Annotated in this window: 14 protein-coding genes; 10 read left to right on the forward strand and 4 right to left on the reverse strand. The window is 74.1% G+C overall.

Translation table 11 applies throughout. The annotated features are described in order from the left end of the window. Positions 1-153: 153 nt before the first annotated feature. Together AB0D44_RS29930 and AB0D44_RS29935 are read right to left on the reverse strand one after the other, a co-directional pair. Positions 154-360 (reverse strand): 4-oxalocrotonate tautomerase family protein, encoded by a 207-nt coding sequence (locus AB0D44_RS29930; RefSeq protein ID WP_362596623.1) that lies wholly within the window; start codon positions 358-360, stop codon positions 154-156. 9 nt (positions 361-369) lie between these two features. Continuing rightward, entirely contained in the window at positions 370-1,101 is a 732-nt protein-coding gene (locus AB0D44_RS29935; protein ID WP_362596625.1) for an SDR family oxidoreductase, read from the reverse strand. A 118-nt stretch (positions 1,102-1,219) separates the two neighbouring features. On the opposite strand from AB0D44_RS29935, the gene AB0D44_RS29940 reads away from it, so the two are divergent. Next, complete coding sequence (locus AB0D44_RS29940; protein WP_362596627.1) at positions 1,220-2,137, forward strand: LysR family transcriptional regulator; 918 nt, start codon at positions 1,220-1,222, stop codon at positions 2,135-2,137. Between the two features lie 49 nt (positions 2,138-2,186). On the opposite strand, the gene AB0D44_RS29945 is transcribed toward AB0D44_RS29940, so the two are convergent. Then, the gene (locus AB0D44_RS29945) at positions 2,187-3,572 is read right to left on the reverse strand and encodes an aminopeptidase P family protein (protein WP_362596629.1); all 1,386 of its coding nucleotides are present in this window, start codon (positions 3,570-3,572) and stop codon (positions 2,187-2,189) included. 174 nt (positions 3,573-3,746) lie between these two features. Here AB0D44_RS29945 and AB0D44_RS29950 point away from each other — a divergent pair, with 174 nt between their 5' ends. From AB0D44_RS29950 to AB0D44_RS29990, 9 genes are all read left to right on the forward strand, one after another. Beyond that, positions 3,747-6,125, forward strand: coding sequence for a collagenase (locus AB0D44_RS29950; protein WP_362596631.1), 2,379 nt, complete (start codon positions 3,747-3,749; stop codon positions 6,123-6,125). A gap of 69 nt (positions 6,126-6,194) precedes the next feature. Further along, entirely contained in the window at positions 6,195-7,364 is a 1,170-nt protein-coding gene (locus AB0D44_RS29955; protein ID WP_362596632.1) for an FAD-binding oxidoreductase, read from the forward strand. Positions 7,365-7,512: 148 nt separating this feature from the next. Continuing rightward, a complete protein-coding gene (locus tag AB0D44_RS29960; RefSeq protein WP_362596634.1) occupies positions 7,513-7,827 on the forward strand; it encodes a (2Fe-2S)-binding protein in 315 nt (104 codons plus the stop codon). Then, a complete protein-coding gene (locus AB0D44_RS29965) occupies positions 7,808-9,250 on the forward strand; it encodes an NAD(P)/FAD-dependent oxidoreductase (protein ID WP_362596636.1) in 1,443 nt (480 codons plus the stop codon). Before AB0D44_RS29960 ends, AB0D44_RS29965 begins: the two co-directional genes overlap by 20 nt. Positions 9,251-9,412: 162 nt before the next feature. Further along, positions 9,413-10,276, forward strand: coding sequence for a dihydrodipicolinate synthase family protein (locus AB0D44_RS29970; protein WP_362596670.1), 864 nt, complete (start codon positions 9,413-9,415; stop codon positions 10,274-10,276). 18 nt (positions 10,277-10,294) lie between these two features. Next, positions 10,295-11,299, forward strand: a complete 1,005-nt coding sequence (locus tag AB0D44_RS29975; RefSeq protein ID WP_362596638.1) for a proline racemase family protein — start codon at positions 10,295-10,297, stop codon at positions 11,297-11,299. Then, positions 11,296-12,315 (forward strand): proline racemase family protein, encoded by a 1,020-nt coding sequence (locus tag AB0D44_RS29980; protein ID WP_362596640.1) that lies wholly within the window; start codon positions 11,296-11,298, stop codon positions 12,313-12,315. Before AB0D44_RS29975 ends, AB0D44_RS29980 begins: the two co-directional genes overlap by 4 nt. After that, positions 12,312-13,259 (forward strand): ornithine cyclodeaminase family protein, encoded by a 948-nt coding sequence (locus AB0D44_RS29985; RefSeq protein ID WP_362596642.1) that lies wholly within the window; start codon positions 12,312-12,314, stop codon positions 13,257-13,259. The genes AB0D44_RS29980 and AB0D44_RS29985 overlap by 4 nt, the downstream gene beginning before the upstream one ends. Positions 13,260-13,315: 56 nt before the next feature. Continuing rightward, the gene (locus AB0D44_RS29990; RefSeq protein WP_362596644.1) at positions 13,316-14,026 is read left to right on the forward strand and encodes a GntR family transcriptional regulator; all 711 of its coding nucleotides are present in this window, start codon (positions 13,316-13,318) and stop codon (positions 14,024-14,026) included. Between the two features lie 88 nt (positions 14,027-14,114). Here the strand turns inward: AB0D44_RS29990 and AB0D44_RS29995 are convergent, their stop codons facing one another. Beyond that, positions 14,115-15,599, reverse strand: a complete 1,485-nt coding sequence (locus tag AB0D44_RS29995; protein WP_362596646.1) for a hypothetical protein — start codon at positions 15,597-15,599, stop codon at positions 14,115-14,117. Between the last annotated feature and the right edge of the window lie 71 nt (positions 15,600-15,670).

Genomic DNA, 15,670 nt, shown 5'->3' on the forward strand with positions numbered 1-15,670 from the left:
CTGACGGAGGTCCGCGGCGTCGCGGTGCCCGGCACGCACTCTCGCCGCACCGGCCGAAAGCCCAAGTACGTCCAGTACAGGGGCATCCGGCCGGCGCGCCGAGAGCACGCACCGGACACCGCTCCTTCACCACGGACCTCCGTCAGACACCCCCTAGCCGCGGTTGCGGCGGCGGTACTCGTGCGTGGGGACGCCGCCTACGCCCCAGTCCTCCAGGGCCACCTCGTCGATCAGGACGAACGTGGTGGCCGGGTCCTTGTCGAGGACGTTGACCAGGAGGTCGGTGATCCCGGCGATGATCTCGGCCTTCTGGGCCGCGGTCGCGCCTTCACGGGTGATCTTTACGTTGACGTACGGCATGGCGGCGGCTCAGACCGTGCGGCCGGTGACGTGGCCGCCGTCCACCCGCAGGGCGTGGCCCGTCACGAAGCCGGCGCCCGCGAGGTACAGCACCGCCTCGGCGATTTCGGAGGCCTCCCCGACCCGGTCGAGGAGGGCGAGCCCGCCGAAGGCGTCCACGTCGGTGCCCGCGTGCAGGGGGGTGCGGATGATGCCGGGTGAGACGAGGTTGACCCGGATGCCGTCGGCCGCCAGCTCGGCGGCCAGGCTCGTGGTCAGCCCGTGCACGCCGGCCTTGCTGACCACCGGCGCGCTGGCCGGGAAGCCGGCCAGCCCGTGGTCCACCAGGACGGTGCCGATGTTGACGATGCTGCCGCCCTCGCCCTGTGTGCGCAGGGCCCGCACCACGGCCTGGGTGGTGAGGTAGGTGCCCTTGAGGTTGCCCGTCAGGAAGCCGTCGAGTTCGGCCTCCGTGACGTCGGTGAACGGCTTGGAGGCGAAGGTGCCGGCGTTGTTGACCAGGACGTCGATGCGGCCGAAGCGCTCGAGCGCCGTACGGACGAGGGCTTCGCCGGTCTCCCGCTCGGCGATGCTGCCCGCGACCCACGCGGTCCGCTCCGGATGGCCGAGGCCGGCGGCGGTCTTGGCGAGGCGGTCGGCGTCGCGGCCGTTCAGGACGACATTCGCGCCGCTCGCCAGGAACGCCCGGGCGATGTCCAGGCCGAGGCCGCTGGAGGATCCGGTGATGAGAGCAGTGGTCATGGTGGGTGCCTTTCGGGGCGGATCACCGGACTGGTCCGTCCGGCTGACACCCCAGAACCTATGGACCCTCAACGCATAACACCACGACGTAGATTGGAGCGTGTGATAATCCCTGGTTATGGATGTGGACCTGCGTGACCTGGAGCTCCTCGACGCCACCGCCGAGGCGGGCTCGCTGACCGCCGCCGCCGAGCGGCTGTACGTCAGCCAGCCGGCCCTCAGCCAGCGGCTCACCCGGCTGGAGGCCCGCCTCGGCATGCAGCTGTTCGACCGCAAGGGCCGCCGCCTGGTGCCCAACGCGGCGGGCCGCCGGCTGCTGGTCGCCGCCCGCCACGTCCTCGGCGAACTGGAGTCGGCCTCCCGGGACCTGCGGGAGATCCGCGACGGCCGCGGCCGCCGGGTCCGCTTCACCGCGCAGTGCAGCACCACCTTCCCGTGGCTGCCGCCCGTGCTGCGCGCCTTCCGCGAGCGCGAGCCGGACATCGACGTGCGCATCGAGACCGTCGCCGACGACGCCCCGATCCCGGCGCTGCTCGCCGACCTGGTCGACGTCGCGCTGGTCACCAAACCGGACCTGCAGATGGACCGGGTGTCCCTGACCAAGCTGTTCGACGACGAGATGATGGCCGTGGTGCCCGCAGCCCACCCCTGGGCCCGGCTCGGGCACCTGACCGCCCGTGACTTCGACGGCGCCGACCTGGTCCTCTACGACGGCTACGACCAGAACCGCATCCCGTCGATGCCGCTGCCGATCCCGGCGGGCGCCCGGCCCGGCCGGATCACCACCATGCCGGTGGTGACCGACCTGGTGATCGAGATGGTGGCGGGCGGCCAGGGCGTGACCGTGCTCCCCAACTGGGTGGCCGCCCCGTACGCGTCCTCGCACGGCCTCGCGCTGGTCCGCATCGGCGAGGAGGCGCTGACCCGCACCTGGTTCTGCGCCACCCGGACCGGGCCGCGCCCGCCCCACCTCGAGGCGTTCGTCGAAGAACTCACCACCCGCCTCACCGCCCCCGTCAGCGGCCAGGCCGCCTGAGCCGTCTCTTCCGGATCGTGCCTGACCCGCAAGATCCGAGAGAGACGACCTAAGACCCTGCGGCCCGGCCCTCCAGCAGGCGGCCCATCCACTCCTCGATCCCCGCCACCGTGCGGGGCAGGGCGCCCGACATCAGGCGCGCGCCGTCCGACGTGACGACCAGGTCGTCCTCGATGCGCACCCCGATGCCGCGCAGCTCCGGCGGGAGGGTCTCGTCGTCCGGCTGGAGGTACAGGCCCGGTTCCACCGTGAGGACCTGGCCCTCCTCCAGGACCCCTTCCAGATAGGTCTCCGCGCGCGCCTTCGCGCAGTCGTGCACGTCCAGACCCAGCATGTGGCCGCTGCTGCACAGGGTGTACCGGCGGTGCAGGTCCCCCTGCGCGTCCTTCATGACGCCCCAGTCCGCGAGGCCCTCCGCGATCACCCGCATCCCGGCCCGGTGGAAGTCGCCGAAGCTCGCCCCTGGGCGCAGCGCGGCCATGCCCGCCTCCTGGGCGGCCAGGACCAGTTCGTACACCTGGCGCTGGACGGAGGTGAAACGGCCCGACAGCGGGAGGGTGCGCGTGATGTCCGCCGTATACAGGGTGTCCGTCTCCACGCCCGCGTCCAGGAGCAGCAGTTCGTCCCCGTTCAGCCGGCCGTCGTTGCGGATCCAGTGCAGCGTGCACGCGTGCGCGCCGGCCGCCGCGATCGTCTCGTAGCCGGTGCCGTTGCCCTCGGCGCGGGCGCGCAGGTTGAAGACCCCCTCGATCCACCGCTCCCCGCGCGCGTGCGCCAGGGCGCGCGGCAGGGCCCGCACGACGTCCTCGAAGCCCGCCGTCGTGTGGTCGACGGCCAGCTGGAGCTGCTCGACCTCCCAGGCGTCCTTCACCAGCCGCAACTCCGAGAGCGCGGAAGCCAGTTCCGCGTCGGTGGAGGCGTCACGGCCGGCCGGGGAGCCCAGCAGGTCCAGGTGTGCGCAGCGGATGCCGGTGAGCCGCTCGGCCTCCGCCAGGTCCGGGCGGCGGCCCACCCAGAACTCCCCGTAGCGGCGGTCGCGGAAGAACTCCTCGTTCCCGTCGGCGCGCGGCGAGCGCGGCCGCAGGTACAGCACCGCCTCGTGGGCGTGCGGGCCCGAGGGTTCCATGACCAGGACGTGGCCCGCCTGGTCCTCGCCCGTCAGGCCCGTCAGCCAGGCGTACGCGCTGTGCGGGCGGAAGCGGTGGTCGCAGTCGTTGGAGCGGACCTTCAGTGCGCCCGCCGGGATGATCAGCCGCTCGCCGGGGAAGCGGGCCGAGAGCCGTGCCCGGCGGGCCGGGGTGACCGCGTGGCCGGGGACGCGGTCGGAGCCGGGGAGCGGGGAGGCGGCCCAATCGTCCGCCATGAAACGGGACAACTCCGGGGATACCGGCAGGTCGTGGCTGCCCGTGTGGAGGCGGGACGGAGCGTCGGTCACGGGGTCTCCCTCAAGAAGGCGCGAACTGATGGGGGCACAGGTCTTGCCAGTGCAATTTCACATTACTATGTTACAGCTCACACCGCGGCACGTTAATCCCCGTCAAACGCCGCGTGACGCAGGGCCGTTCACCGCACCACCCCCCACCTCCGCCTCTCCCACCAGGAGTTCTCGGTGTCCAAGCACAGAGTTGTGCGCTCGTCCCTCCTCGCCTCCGCCGTCGCCGTGACCCTCCTCGCCTCCGCCGGGCAGGCCACCACGCAGGCCGCCGAGGCGGTGACCGCGGCCGGGGCCGCGGCCACCTCCGCCGGAGCCGCGGCCGGTCCGGCGCCCGCGCCGAACCCGTTCGACGAGGTCGACCACCTCGCCAACGCGTCCGAGGCGGCCCCCGCCCCCGCCCCGGCCCCCGGCGGGCAGGCCGTCACCGGGCAGGTCCCCGGCGCGGCCACGGCCGCCGCCGCGCCCGCCGAGCGCACCGAGAAGAGCAAGGCGGCCGCACAGGCGGCCCCCACCGCCCGCAGCGTCGCGGCGGGCGTCCCCTGCACCCTCGACGGGATCAAGAACCTCTCACCGGAGCAGTTCGCCGACTTCCTCGCCGACCAGGCGGTCACCGCCGACGGCTGCCTGCGCGGCCTGATCTGGACCTGGGACGCCCGGCTGGCACCGGTGATGTCCGACGCGCACGTCCAGGCCGTCTCCCGCCGGATATCCGGCCTGGCCGCCGCCCACGACGGCCGCAACTCCTCCCACCTGGAGGAGATGTTCACCTACCTGCACGCAGTCGCCTACCACGACTACTCGCGCTCCGAGATCGACGTCACCGACGCCCCGACGGTCAACGCCATGCGCCAGGCCGTCGCCGACTTCGGCAACGCCGCCCGCACCTTCGACGTGACCGCCTCCAACGCCCGCACCCTGCGCGAGGCCCTCTACGCGGCCAGCGCGCCGGGCCTGCGCCAGCACCAGCTCGGCCTCATCAAGAAGGTCCTGTCCACCATGGACCCGGCCCACCCGGCCACCCACCATGACGCGGCCTGGGCGGGCGCCGCCCTCGCCGCCCTGTCCGTCAACTACCTGGGCGTCTACCCCGGCAACCAGGACGCGGCCTTCCACGCCGCCGTGGCCGCCGACGCCCCCTACCGCGCCACCTTCAAGGCCTTCGCGCAGTACACCCACCTCAAGGGCACGGGCAACGCCTGGGTGGCGCGCGACGCCCTCGGCGAGTACGGCCGCTTCGGCCAGGTCGAGGGCCTGCGCGACCAGGTCGTCGCCGACCTCGGCACGATGCTGGAGCCGGTGAAGACCGGACTTGGGACCGAGCCCTGGGCCAAGGTCGTCTCCTGGCTGAACTTCTACGAGGCGTGCAAGCAGTACGGGGTGTGCAAGGAGGACATAGAGAAGCAGATCTTCCCGAACACCTACGTCTACGACAACGGCGCCATCAAGGTGCGCACCGGCCTCGACCGGGCCACCGTCGACCAGCTCTACTACGCCAGCAAGCAGGTCAAGACGCAGTACCACCGTGTCCTGGGCACCGACCAGCCGCTGGCCGGCGACCCCAACACCACGCTGAACATCGTGCTGTACGGCTCGCGCGCCGACTACGAGAACTACCACCCGATCCTGACGGGCTACGGCACCAACAACGGCGGCATCTACATCGAGAACGGCGCCACCTTCTACACCTACCAGCGCCGCGTCCCGCAGGACTCCTCCCTCACCCTCGAGGAGCTCTTCCGCCACGAGTACACCCACTACCTCAACGGCCGTTTCGCCGTCCCCGGCTTCTTCGGCGAAGGCCCCTGGTACGAGGGCGACCGGACGACCGCCATGGACGAGGGCACGGCCGAGTTCTTCGACGGCGCCACCCGCGACAACGGCACCGCCGTCCGCAAGTCCCTGGTCAAGAGCATCATCAACGACACCGCGGGCGGCGGTCCCCGCATGTCGGTCGAGCAGCTGCTCAACGCCACGTACGACGGCGACGGCTTCCGCTTCTACAGCTACGCCGGCACCTTCTTCGAGTTCCTGTGGACCGAGAAGCCCTCGCTGCTGCGCGAGATGTACACCCACCTGCGGGCCGACGACGTGGCGGCCTACGACGCCTGGCGCCACCGGATGGGATCGGACGCCTACCTCCAGCGCGACTACAACCGCTTCCTGGACGCGCAGATCGCCCAGGTCGACCGGCTCTTCGTGCCGAACACCTCCTTCACCCCCAACGAGCAGCTGCGCGACGCCGCGCTGGCCTCGGTGAAGTCCTCCTTCGCCACGGCCACCTACAACACCCCGGACTGCGTGGAGAACGGCGACCCCGGCAAGCGCCGCTTCACCTGTACCGGGCGGATCTCCGCGAACCTGAAGAACTGGCGCAGCGACGACCAGAACTTCAAGGACATGTCGGAGACGGTCGACTACTTCATACTCGACCGCGCCGGCGCGGCCTCCAACAACCTGGCCGACATGAACTGCTCCTTCGGCCCGGTCGAGATCTGGTCGAACAAGACGGCGGGAACCTCCAGTTACAGCTGTGAGGGCCCGCTCCGCAGCTGATCCGTACCGGACCGGCCCCCTCGCGGGGCCGGTCTGGGCAGCCACTAAAGAATGTGACATATTACTGCCGTGCTCAAGAGACACTCCCTGGACGCCGTCATCATCGGCGCCGGCGTCGTCGGTGCGGCGTGCGCGTACTACGCGGCCCGCGCCGGACTCTCCGTGGCCGTGGTCGACCGCGGCCCGGTCGCGGGCGGCACGACCGGGGCCGGCGAGGGCAACCTGCTCGTCTCCGACAAAGAGGCGGGCCCGGAGCTCGACCTGGCCCTGCTGTCCGCCGGCCTGTGGACCGAACTGGCCGGCCTTCTGCCCCCGGAGATCGAGTACGAGGCCAAGGGCGGCCTCGTCGTCGCCCCGGACCAGGCCTCGCTCGAGGCCCTGCGGAGCTTCGCGGAAGGCCAGCGCACAGCCGGTGTCGAAGCGGTCGAGGCGGGGTCCGCCGACCTGCGCGACCTGGAACCCCATCTGGCGCGGGGCCTCGCGGGCGGCTTCCTCTACCCGCAGGACGCCCAGGTGCAGCCCGCCCAGGCGGCGGCTCGGCTGCTGGCCGCCTCGGGCGCCGAGGTCCACCTCGGCGAGGAGGTGACGGGCTTGGTGCGCCGCGGGGACACGGTCCGCGGGGTCCGCACCGCGCGCCGCGAACTCCTGGCCCCCGCCGTGGTGAACGCGGCGGGCACCTGGGCCGGGACCGTCGCGGAACTCGCGGGCGTGAGCCTGCCCGTCCTGCCGCGCCGAGGCTTCGTCCTGGTGACCGAACCGCTGCCCCGCGTGGTGCGGCACAAGGTGTACGCCGCCGACTACATCGCGGACGTGGCCAGCGGCTCCGCTGCACTCCAGTCCTCGGCGGTGGTCGAGGGCACCCCGGCGGGCCCGGTCCTGATCGGCGCCACCCGCGAACGCGTCGGCTTCGACCGCACCCTGTCCACCGAGGCCCTGCGCCGCCTCGCCACCCAGGCGGCGGCCCTCTTCCCCGTGCTCGCGGACGTCAAGGTCCTGCGCACCTACCACGGCTTCCGCCCCTACCTCCCGGACCACCTCCCGGCGATCGGCCCGGACCCCCGCCGCCCCGGCCTGCTGCACGCCTGCGGCCACGAGGGCGCAGGCATCGGCCTGGCCCCGGCAACGGGCCTCCTCATAGCGGCGGCCCTGACGGGCGGCGCACCAGAACTCGACATGCACCCGTTCCGGCCGGACCGCTTCGGGGGACCACCCGCCGGGGCCGGGGACGGGCCGGGGTGATGGCCGGGACGTAAAACGTGATGTGTTGGCGCGCCGCAGAGCTTGCGCCATGTAACCCCCGTCAGGGCGCCACACATCATGAGTCCCGGACATCACCCCGGCCCGGCCCCGGACCCGGCCCCACGCACCACCCCGAGGAGGACCCCTGATGCGACGCAGCCCCCGTTCCCTGGTCGGCGGCACCCCTTCGGCCACCTATGCCATCGCGTTCGACGGCCGCGAACTCCCCGCGCAGGCGGGCCAGTCCATCGCCGCCGTCCTCTGGTCCGCCGGGATCCTCGCCTGGCGCACCACCCGCGACGGCGGCGCCCCGCGCGGCGCCTTCTGCGGGATCGGCAGCTGCTACGACTGCCTCGTCACCGTCAACGGCCGCCCGAACCAGCGGGCCTGCCTGGTCCCCGCCCGCGAGGGCGACACCGTCACCACCCAGGAGGGAACAGGCCATGCCGACCTCGCCGTCTGACTCCGCGGACCCCGCGGACCTCGCGGCCCTGCCCGACGCCGAGCACCCCGCCGACCTGGCCATCGTCGGCGCCGGCCCCGCCGGCCTGGCCGCGGCCGTCACCGCCGCCGACCTGGGCCTGCGCGTCACCCTCCTCGACGCGGGGGACCGCCCCGGCGGCCAGTTCTACCGGCACCCCGCGCCCGCCCTCGGCGCCGCCCGCCCCGAGGCCCTCCACCACGCCTGGCCCGACTTCGCCACCCGCGAAGCCGCCCTGCGCGTCCACGCATCGGCGGGCCGGATCACGTACCTCCCGCTCCACCACGTGTGGACGGTGGTCCCGGACGGCGACGGAGCCTGGACCCTGCACGCCCTGGGCGGAGCCGAGGAGCGCGCCGCAACCGTACGGGCCGCCGCCGTCCTCCTCGCCACCGGCGCCTACGAGCGCCACCTGCCCTTCCCCGGCTGGACCCTGCCCGGGGTCGTCGGGGCCGGCGGGGCCCAGGCCATGCTCAAGGCCGGGCTCGTCCTGCCCGGCAGGCGCGTGGTGGTCGCCGGGAGCGGCCCGCTGCTGCTCGCCGTGGCCGGGTCGCTCGCCGCCGCCGGAGCCACCGTCCCCGCAGTCGTCGAGGCCGCCGCCTACACCGCGTACGCCGCCCGGACCCCGGTGCTGCTGCGCAACCCCGGCAAGCTCGCCGAGGCCGCGGCCTACGGCGCCGCCCTCGCCAGGCACCACGTCCGCCTCCTGACCCGGCACGCCGTCACCGAGGCCCACGGCACCGACCGGGTCGAGGCCGTCACCGTCGCCCGCCTCGACCGCGACTGGCGCCCGCTGCCCGGGACCGCCCGTCGGATCCCGTGCGACGCCCTCGCCGTGGGCCACGGGCTCGTGCCCCAGCTGGAACTCGCCACCGGCGTCGGCTGCGCCACCCGCCACAGCCCCGACGGCACCCTCGCCCTGGAGCTGGACGCCCACCAGCGGACCTCCGTCCCCGGCCTCTGGTCGGCGGGGGAGACGGGCGGCATCGGCGGCGCCGGACTCGCCCTGACCGAAGGGGAGATCGCGGCCCATGCGATCGCCGGCCGCCCCGTCCCCGCAGCGCTCACCCGCACCCGCTCGCGGCTGCGCGCCTTCGCCGGTGCGATGGCCGCCGCCCACCGCCCGGGCCGTGGCTGGACCGGCTGGCTGCGGGACGACGCCGTCGTGTGCCGTTGCGAGGAGGTGCCGGCCGGCCGGATCCGCGAGGCCGCCGGGGAACTCGGCGCACGGGACGCCCGTACGGTCAAACTCCTCACCCGGGCGGGCATGGGCTGGTGCCAGGGCCGGATGTGCGGACCGGCCGTGGCCGCCCTCGCGGGCGGGGACCCGGCCCCCGACCGGCGGCCGCTGTCCTGCCCGGTTCCGCTGCGCCGGCTCGCCGAACTTCCCCCCGACGCGCCCTGATCGGACCGTCCCGGCCCTTGTGGCCGACTCACACCCACTAGTAAAATGTCACACACCACACTAGGGAGTTATTCCATGACCGACGCGCCCACCCCCGCGCCCCGTACGACGACCGGCACGACCATCGGCCCGGACACCCGCTCCCGCCCCTGGCACGGCATCATGGTCGCCACCGCGCTCCCGCTGCGCGAGGACCTCACCGTCGACTACGACGCCTACGCCGAGCACGTGGCCTGGCTGATCGCCAACGGCTGCGACGGCGTGGTCCCCAACGGCTCCCTGGGCGAGTACCAGACCCTCACCGACGAGGAGCGGGCCCGCGTCGTCCGTACCGCCGTCGAGGCCGCGGGCGACGGCTCGCGCGTCATGCCCGGCGTCGCCGCCTACGGAAGCGCCGAAGCCCGCCGCTGGGCCGACCAGGCCGCCGAGGCCGGGGCCGGCTCCGTACTCCTGCTGCCGCCCAACGCCTTCCGGGCCGACGAGGAGACCGTGCGCGCCCACTACGCCGAGGTCGCCCGCGCCGGGCTGCCCGTCGTCGCGTACAACAACCCGTACGACACCAAGGTGGACCTGGTCCCCGCCCTGCTGGCCCGGCTGCACGCCGACGGATCCGTCGTCGCCGTCAAGGAGTTCAGCGGGGACGTGCGCCGCGCCTACGAGATCGCCGAACTCGCCCCCGGCCTCGATCTGCTCATCGGCGCCGACGACGTCCTGCTCGAGCTCGCCCTCGCGGGCGCGGTCGGCTGGATCGCCGGCTACCCCAACGCCCTGCCGCAGTCCTGCGCCACCCTCTACCGGGCGGCCGTCGCCGGCGACCTCACCACCGCCCTGCCGCTGTACAAGTCCCTGCACTCGCTGCTGCGCTGGGACTCCAAGACCGAGTTCGTGCAGGCCATCAAGCTCTCCATGGACCTGGCGGGCCGCCCGGGCGGTGCCACCCGCCCGCCGCGCTTCCCGCTGACCGGCGACACCGAGGCCGCCGTCCGCGCCGCCACCGAGAAGGCCCTCGCCGAGGGCCTCAACTAAGCAGATCGGGGGGACCCCATGCGTACGCGCCACGTCTACCACGCGGTGGACTCGCACACCGAGGGCATGCCGACCCGCGTCATCACCGGGGGCATCGGGGTGATCCCCGGCGCCACCATGGCGCACAAGCGGCTCCACTTCATCGAGCACATGGACCACGTGCGGACCCTGCTCATGTACGAGCCGCGCGGCCACGCGGCGATGAGCGGCGCCATCCTCCAGCCCCCCACCCGGCCGGACGCCGACTTCGGCGTGCTCTACATCGAGGTGTCGGGCCTGCTGCCCATGTGCGGGCACGGCACCATCGGGGTCGCCACCGTCCTGGTCGAAACCGGCATGGTGCCCGTCGTCGAGCCGGTCACCACCGTCCGCCTCGACACCCCGGCCGGGCTGGTGAGCGTCGACGTCCGCGTGGAGGACGGCGCGGCCACCGCCGTCACGCTCACCAATGTCCCGTCCTTCTGCGTCGGCCTCGACCTGAAGGCCGAGGTCCCCGGCTTCGGCACGGTCACCTACGACCTCGCCTACGGGGGCAACTTCTACGCCTTCGTCGAACTCGACGCCCTCGGCCTGCCCTTCGACCGTGCCCGCAAGGACGACCTGATCGCAGCAGGACTGGCCGTCATGGACGCGGTCAACGGTTCCGCGGACCGGCCGGTCCACCCCGAGAACCCCTCCATCGCCGGGGTCAAGCACGTCTACCTCGCCGCCCCCGGCTCCGACGCCCGCCGCTCCCGGCACGCCATGGCCATCCATCCGGGCTGGTTCGACCGCTCGCCCTGCGGTACCGGCACCAGCGCGCGCATGGCCCAACTGCACGCCCGTGGCCTGCTCGCCCTCGACACCGACTTCGTCAACGAGTCCTTCATCGGCACCGAGTTCACCGGACGGCTGGTCGGCGAGACCACCGTCGGCGGGCTCCCCGCCGTGGTCCCCACGGTCACCGGCCGGGCCTGGATCACCGGCACCGCCCAGTACTTCCTCGACCCCGCCGACCCCTTCCCCGGAGGCTTCCTCCTGTGATCAGCGTCCGCACCACGGACTACCACGCCGCCGGCGAGCCCTTCCGCATCGTCGACGCCGCCGCCGGAGGGCTCCCGCCCGTCCCCGGGGACACCGTCGCCGAGCGCTGCGCCACCGCCATCGGCCCGGGCGGCTCCGGGACCGCTCCGCGCCGGAGCGCCCTGGACGACGTCCGGAGGCTGCTCGTCCAGGAGCCGCGCGGGCATGCCGGCATGTACGGGGGCTTCGTCGTCCCGCCCGACGACGACGGGGCACATGTCGGGGTGCTGTTCTGGCACAAGGACGGCTACTCCACCGCGTGCGGCCACGGCACCATGGCCCTCGGCGTCTGGGCCGTGGACACCGGCCGGGTCGCCGCGCCCGACGACGGAGACGCCCAGGTGCGCATCGACGTGCCGTCCGGCCGGGTCACCGCGACCGTGCACCGGGGCGGCGGCCGCACCACCGGCGTCACCTTCCGCAACGTCCCGGCCCGGGTGGGCGCCCGCAAGGTCCCGGTGGCCACCACCCTCGGCATGGCGGAGGTGGACATCGCGCACGCCGGGGCCTGTTACGCCTCCCTGCGCGCCCGGGACCTCGGCCTGGACGTCACCCGGGCCGCCCTGCCCGAGCTGGTACGGGCCGGGCAGGAGGTCCGGGCCGCGCTGGCCACCCACCCCGCCACCTGGCACCCCGACGGCCCGCTGCTGTCCGGGGTCTACGGGGTGATCCTCCACGAGGAACTCCCCGACACGCCCTTCGGGCCGCACCAGCGCAACGTCACCGTCTTCGCCGACGGCCAGATCGACCGCTCGCCCTGCGGCTCCGGCACCTCGACGCGGCTCGCGCTGCTCGCGGAGGACGGGCGGCTCGGACCCGGCGAGGACCTGCTGCACGAGTCGGTCACCGGCACGGTGTTCACCGGACGCGTACTGCCGGGCGGCGTCACCGAGGTCACCGGCACCGCCTACCGTACGGGCGAACACGCCTTCACCGTGGACCCGTACGACCCCCTCGGGACGGGCTTCCTCCTGTGATCCCGCAGCTGAGCGCCGCCGGCCTGGCCGGGCTCCTCACCCCGGCCGACGCCGCCGACGCCCTGGCCGACGCCCTGCTCGGCGGCCTCGACCCCGAGAGCTGCCCCCAGCGGACCGCGCTCCCCGTCCCCGGCGGGGGCGAACTGCTGCTGATGCCGGCCGCGTCCGGCACGTACGCCGGAGTGAAGATCGCCGGGGTCGCTCCCCACAACCCGGCCCGCGGGCTGCCCCGGATCACCGGGTCCTACCTGCTGCTGGACGGACCCACCCTGCGCCCGCTCGCCCTGCTCGACGGTGCGGCGCTGACCGCCCTGCGCACCCCGGCGGTCTCCGCGCTCGCGCTGCGCCACCTGGCGCCGGCGGGCCGGCCGCTGCGGCTGGTGCTGTTCGGTTCGGGGCCGCAGGCGTACGGACACCTGGAAGCGGTGCTCGCGGTTCGGGAGTTGGCCGAGGTGGTGGTGGTCGCCCGCGACCCCGAGGGCGGGGAACGGCTCGCCGCGCACGCCCGCACCCTGGGCCCGCCCGCCCGCACGGGTACGGCCGGGGACGTGGCCGGCGCGGACCTGGTGGTCTGCTGCACCACGGCTCGGGAACCCCTCTTCGACGGGCGCCTCGTCGGCCCGGGCGCCACGGTCGTCGCCGTCGGCTCGCACGAGCCGTCGGCCCGGGAGACGGACACCGCCCTCGTGCGACGGGCGGCGGTGTACGTGGAGTCGCGGGCGGCGGCCCTGCGCGAGGCGGGTGACCTGCTGGTGGCGGAGGCCGAGGGTGCGATCGGGCCCGGTCACATCACCGGCACCCTCGCCGACCTGGTCACCGGCCGGATGCCCGGGGGCGCGAGGCCGAGTTGTCCACAGCTCTTCAAGAGTGTGGGCATGGCCTGGGAGGATCTTGCCGTGGCGGTCGCGTGGTTCCGGGCCGCCGGGGCGAGCAGAGAAACGTGACATTGTACGCTGTTCCTCTGCCCATCGCCGGTGTCGGGCGTCTCGGAGGAAAAGCAATGGGTGACCTGAAGCAGCACAGTCTCATCAAGGCCCAGGAACGGCTCCGCGACCAGGTCGGCCACGCCCTCCGAGCAGCCCTGATAGCCGGAGAGCTGCGCCCCGGCAGCGTCTACTCGGCCCCCGGCCTCGCAGCCGAACTCGGCGTGTCGGCCACCCCGGTGCGCGAGGCGATGCTCGACCTCGCCCGCGAGGGCCTGGTCGAACCGGTCCGCAACAAGGGGTTCCGCATCACCGAGGTCAGCGAGCGCGACCTCGACCAGTACACCGAGCTGCGCACGATGATCGAGGTGCCGACCATCGGCCGGATCACGAAGATCGCCACGGTCGAGCAGCTGGAGGCGCTGCGTCCGATCGCCGAGGAGATCGTCACCAGCGCGCGCGAGCACAACCTCATCGGCTACCTGGAGGCGGACCGCCGCTTCCACCTCACCCTGCTCGGCCTGGCGGGCAACGACCGCCTCGTCGAGACCGTCGGCGACCTGCGCAAGCGGTCGCGGCTGTACGGGCTGACGGGCCTGGACGAGGCCGGCAAGCTGGTGTCCTCGGCGCAGGAGCACCTCGAACTGCTCGACCTGATGCTCTCCGGCGACGCCGCGGCCGCCGAGGCCTGCATGGTCCGCCACCTCGGCCACGTCCGCTCCCTGTGGGCCCAGGGCCGCGACGAACCCGTGGGCCGCCCCCCGGGCCGCCTCGGCTCGGGCCTCTAGACCCGGTCAGGATCGGGGCGGAGCCCCCGGCAGGCGGGCCGGGCCCCGGCCAAGCCCCGGTTGGGGCCCGCTCCTGTGCCCCGACCGCTCACCGGGCCGAGGAGTCGCACCCGCACGTGTCGTCGTCCTCCGCCGCGAGCGCTCCGGCGGCCTCGGCCCGGTCCAGGAGCGCCCGCATCGCCTCGGCGGGCAGCCCCGGCGCCGCGGCCGCCTCCTGGGCGACGTGGTCCTGCGCGTCACCGAGCAGCCGCAGCAGCGCCGCCGTCGGTACGCGCGGATGCCCGGCGGTGGCGTGCCGCACCCGTGCGCTCTCGTCGGCCGCGAGCCGTTCGAGGAGTGGGGCGGGCAGCCGAGGGTCGCGCAGGGCGAGGATCCGCATCCAGGGGTCCGGGTCCACGGCGAACCGCCGCAGCGTCTCGGGCGGGAAGACGACACGGTCCGCGGGCCGGTCGCCGAACTTGGACTGCCGGGGGTGGCGCCGGTCGATGTCCTCGGCGGTGGCGAGGTCCACCTCCGGCAGCCGGGCCAGCGCGAGGTGCCGTACGCTCGCGTCCTCATCGGCCAGCATCCGCTCCCGCGCCCCGTGCGGCAGCGCGGCACTGCGCGCCGCCGCCCTGCGGATACCGACGTACGGCGAGCCGACATGCGGCAGGGGATCGGCCGCGACCCAGCCATATTCCGCGAACTCCACCATGGCCAGGACGACTTTGCACAGGAAGTCCGGCTCCTCGGCCTCCTCCCGGTCCTCATCGGCTCGGCGGGCTCCGGCGACCAGGCCGCTGTGGATCTCGCCCCGCAGCTCCGGCGCGAGGTCCGCACGCCGGAACACCTGCCCCCGTACCCCGGGATCGGGGTCGCGGGCCAGCACCTCGCACAGCGTTCGGGGCAGGCCGGGGTGCGCGGCGAGCGCCTCGCGCACCCGGTCGTCGGGGTCGGCGGCCAGCCGGTCCGCCGTGGCCGGATCCAGCTCCACGAAGCCGATGACGTGAGGGCGCGTCACCGGATCGGCCAGCAGCGCGGCGTGCAGGTCGTCCGGCGGCCGGTGCCGGCAGGCCGCGGCCCGGACCCGCGCCTCGGGGTCGGTCAGCAGGGCCCGGTGCACCGTCTCGTCCGGTGCGGACTCCCGCCGGGCGACAGCGGCCCGTACGCGCGGGTCGGTGTCCCCGGCGAGCTCCTGCGCCCGCTGCGCCGACAGTTCGGGGTTCTTCGCGAGGGCGAGCCGAACGGCGGCCTCCGGATCGGCGGCGAACAGCCCGTGCCGCCCTTCCGCCGCGCCCTCCCGTTCGGCCCGCTCGGCCCGGACCTCCGGATCCGGATGCGCGGCCAGCCGGGCGGCGGTCCCGGGCGGCAGCGCCTGGGCGAGCGCCAGCTCGGCGGCCCGGCCGTGGGCCAGGAACTCCGCGCACAGCGCGTCGCTCAGCTCCGCCCCCCTGCGCAGGGCCAGGCCCAGGGCGGCCGGCCACAGGGGAGCCAGCCGCAGGGCCAGGTCCTCCGGGAGTCCCGGGTTCCGGCTCAGCCCGTCGACCAGGGCGGGCAGCCGGACGGTCTGCGGCAGCTGTGGTGTGCGGTCCATGGCGCGCAGTGTAAGAGGGGCTCGCCGACCGACCGTCAACCGCCCGCCGTCCGCCGGGATTTGGACACGGC

It is taken from the genome of Streptomyces sp. NPDC048349, from assembly GCF_040651925.1.
GTDB lineage: Bacteria > Actinomycetota > Actinomycetes > Streptomycetales > Streptomycetaceae > Streptomyces.

What these genes read in the sequence shown, in the direction of transcription:
- AB0D44_RS29930 (WP_362596623.1), bottom strand. Translation starts at nt 360, where the DNA reads ATGCCGTACGTCAACGTAAAGATCACCCGTGAAGGCGCGACCGCGGCC.
- AB0D44_RS29935 (WP_362596625.1), bottom strand. Translation starts at nt 1,101, where the DNA reads ATGACCACTGCTCTCATCACCGGATCCTCCAGCGGCCTCGGCCTGGAC.
- AB0D44_RS29940 (WP_362596627.1), top strand. Translation starts at nt 1,220, where the DNA reads ATGGATGTGGACCTGCGTGACCTGGAGCTCCTCGACGCCACCGCCGAG.
- AB0D44_RS29960 (WP_362596634.1), top strand. Translation starts at nt 7,513, where the DNA reads ATGCGACGCAGCCCCCGTTCCCTGGTCGGCGGCACCCCTTCGGCCACC.
- AB0D44_RS29965 (WP_362596636.1), top strand. Translation starts at nt 7,808, where the DNA reads ATGCCGACCTCGCCGTCTGACTCCGCGGACCCCGCGGACCTCGCGGCC.
- AB0D44_RS29970 (WP_362596670.1), top strand. Translation starts at nt 9,413, where the DNA reads ATGGTCGCCACCGCGCTCCCGCTGCGCGAGGACCTCACCGTCGACTAC.
- AB0D44_RS29975 (WP_362596638.1), top strand. Translation starts at nt 10,295, where the DNA reads ATGCGTACGCGCCACGTCTACCACGCGGTGGACTCGCACACCGAGGGC.
- AB0D44_RS29990 (WP_362596644.1), top strand. Translation starts at nt 13,316, where the DNA reads ATGGGTGACCTGAAGCAGCACAGTCTCATCAAGGCCCAGGAACGGCTC.
- AB0D44_RS29995 (WP_362596646.1), bottom strand. Translation starts at nt 15,599, where the DNA reads ATGGACCGCACACCACAGCTGCCGCAGACCGTCCGGCTGCCCGCCCTG.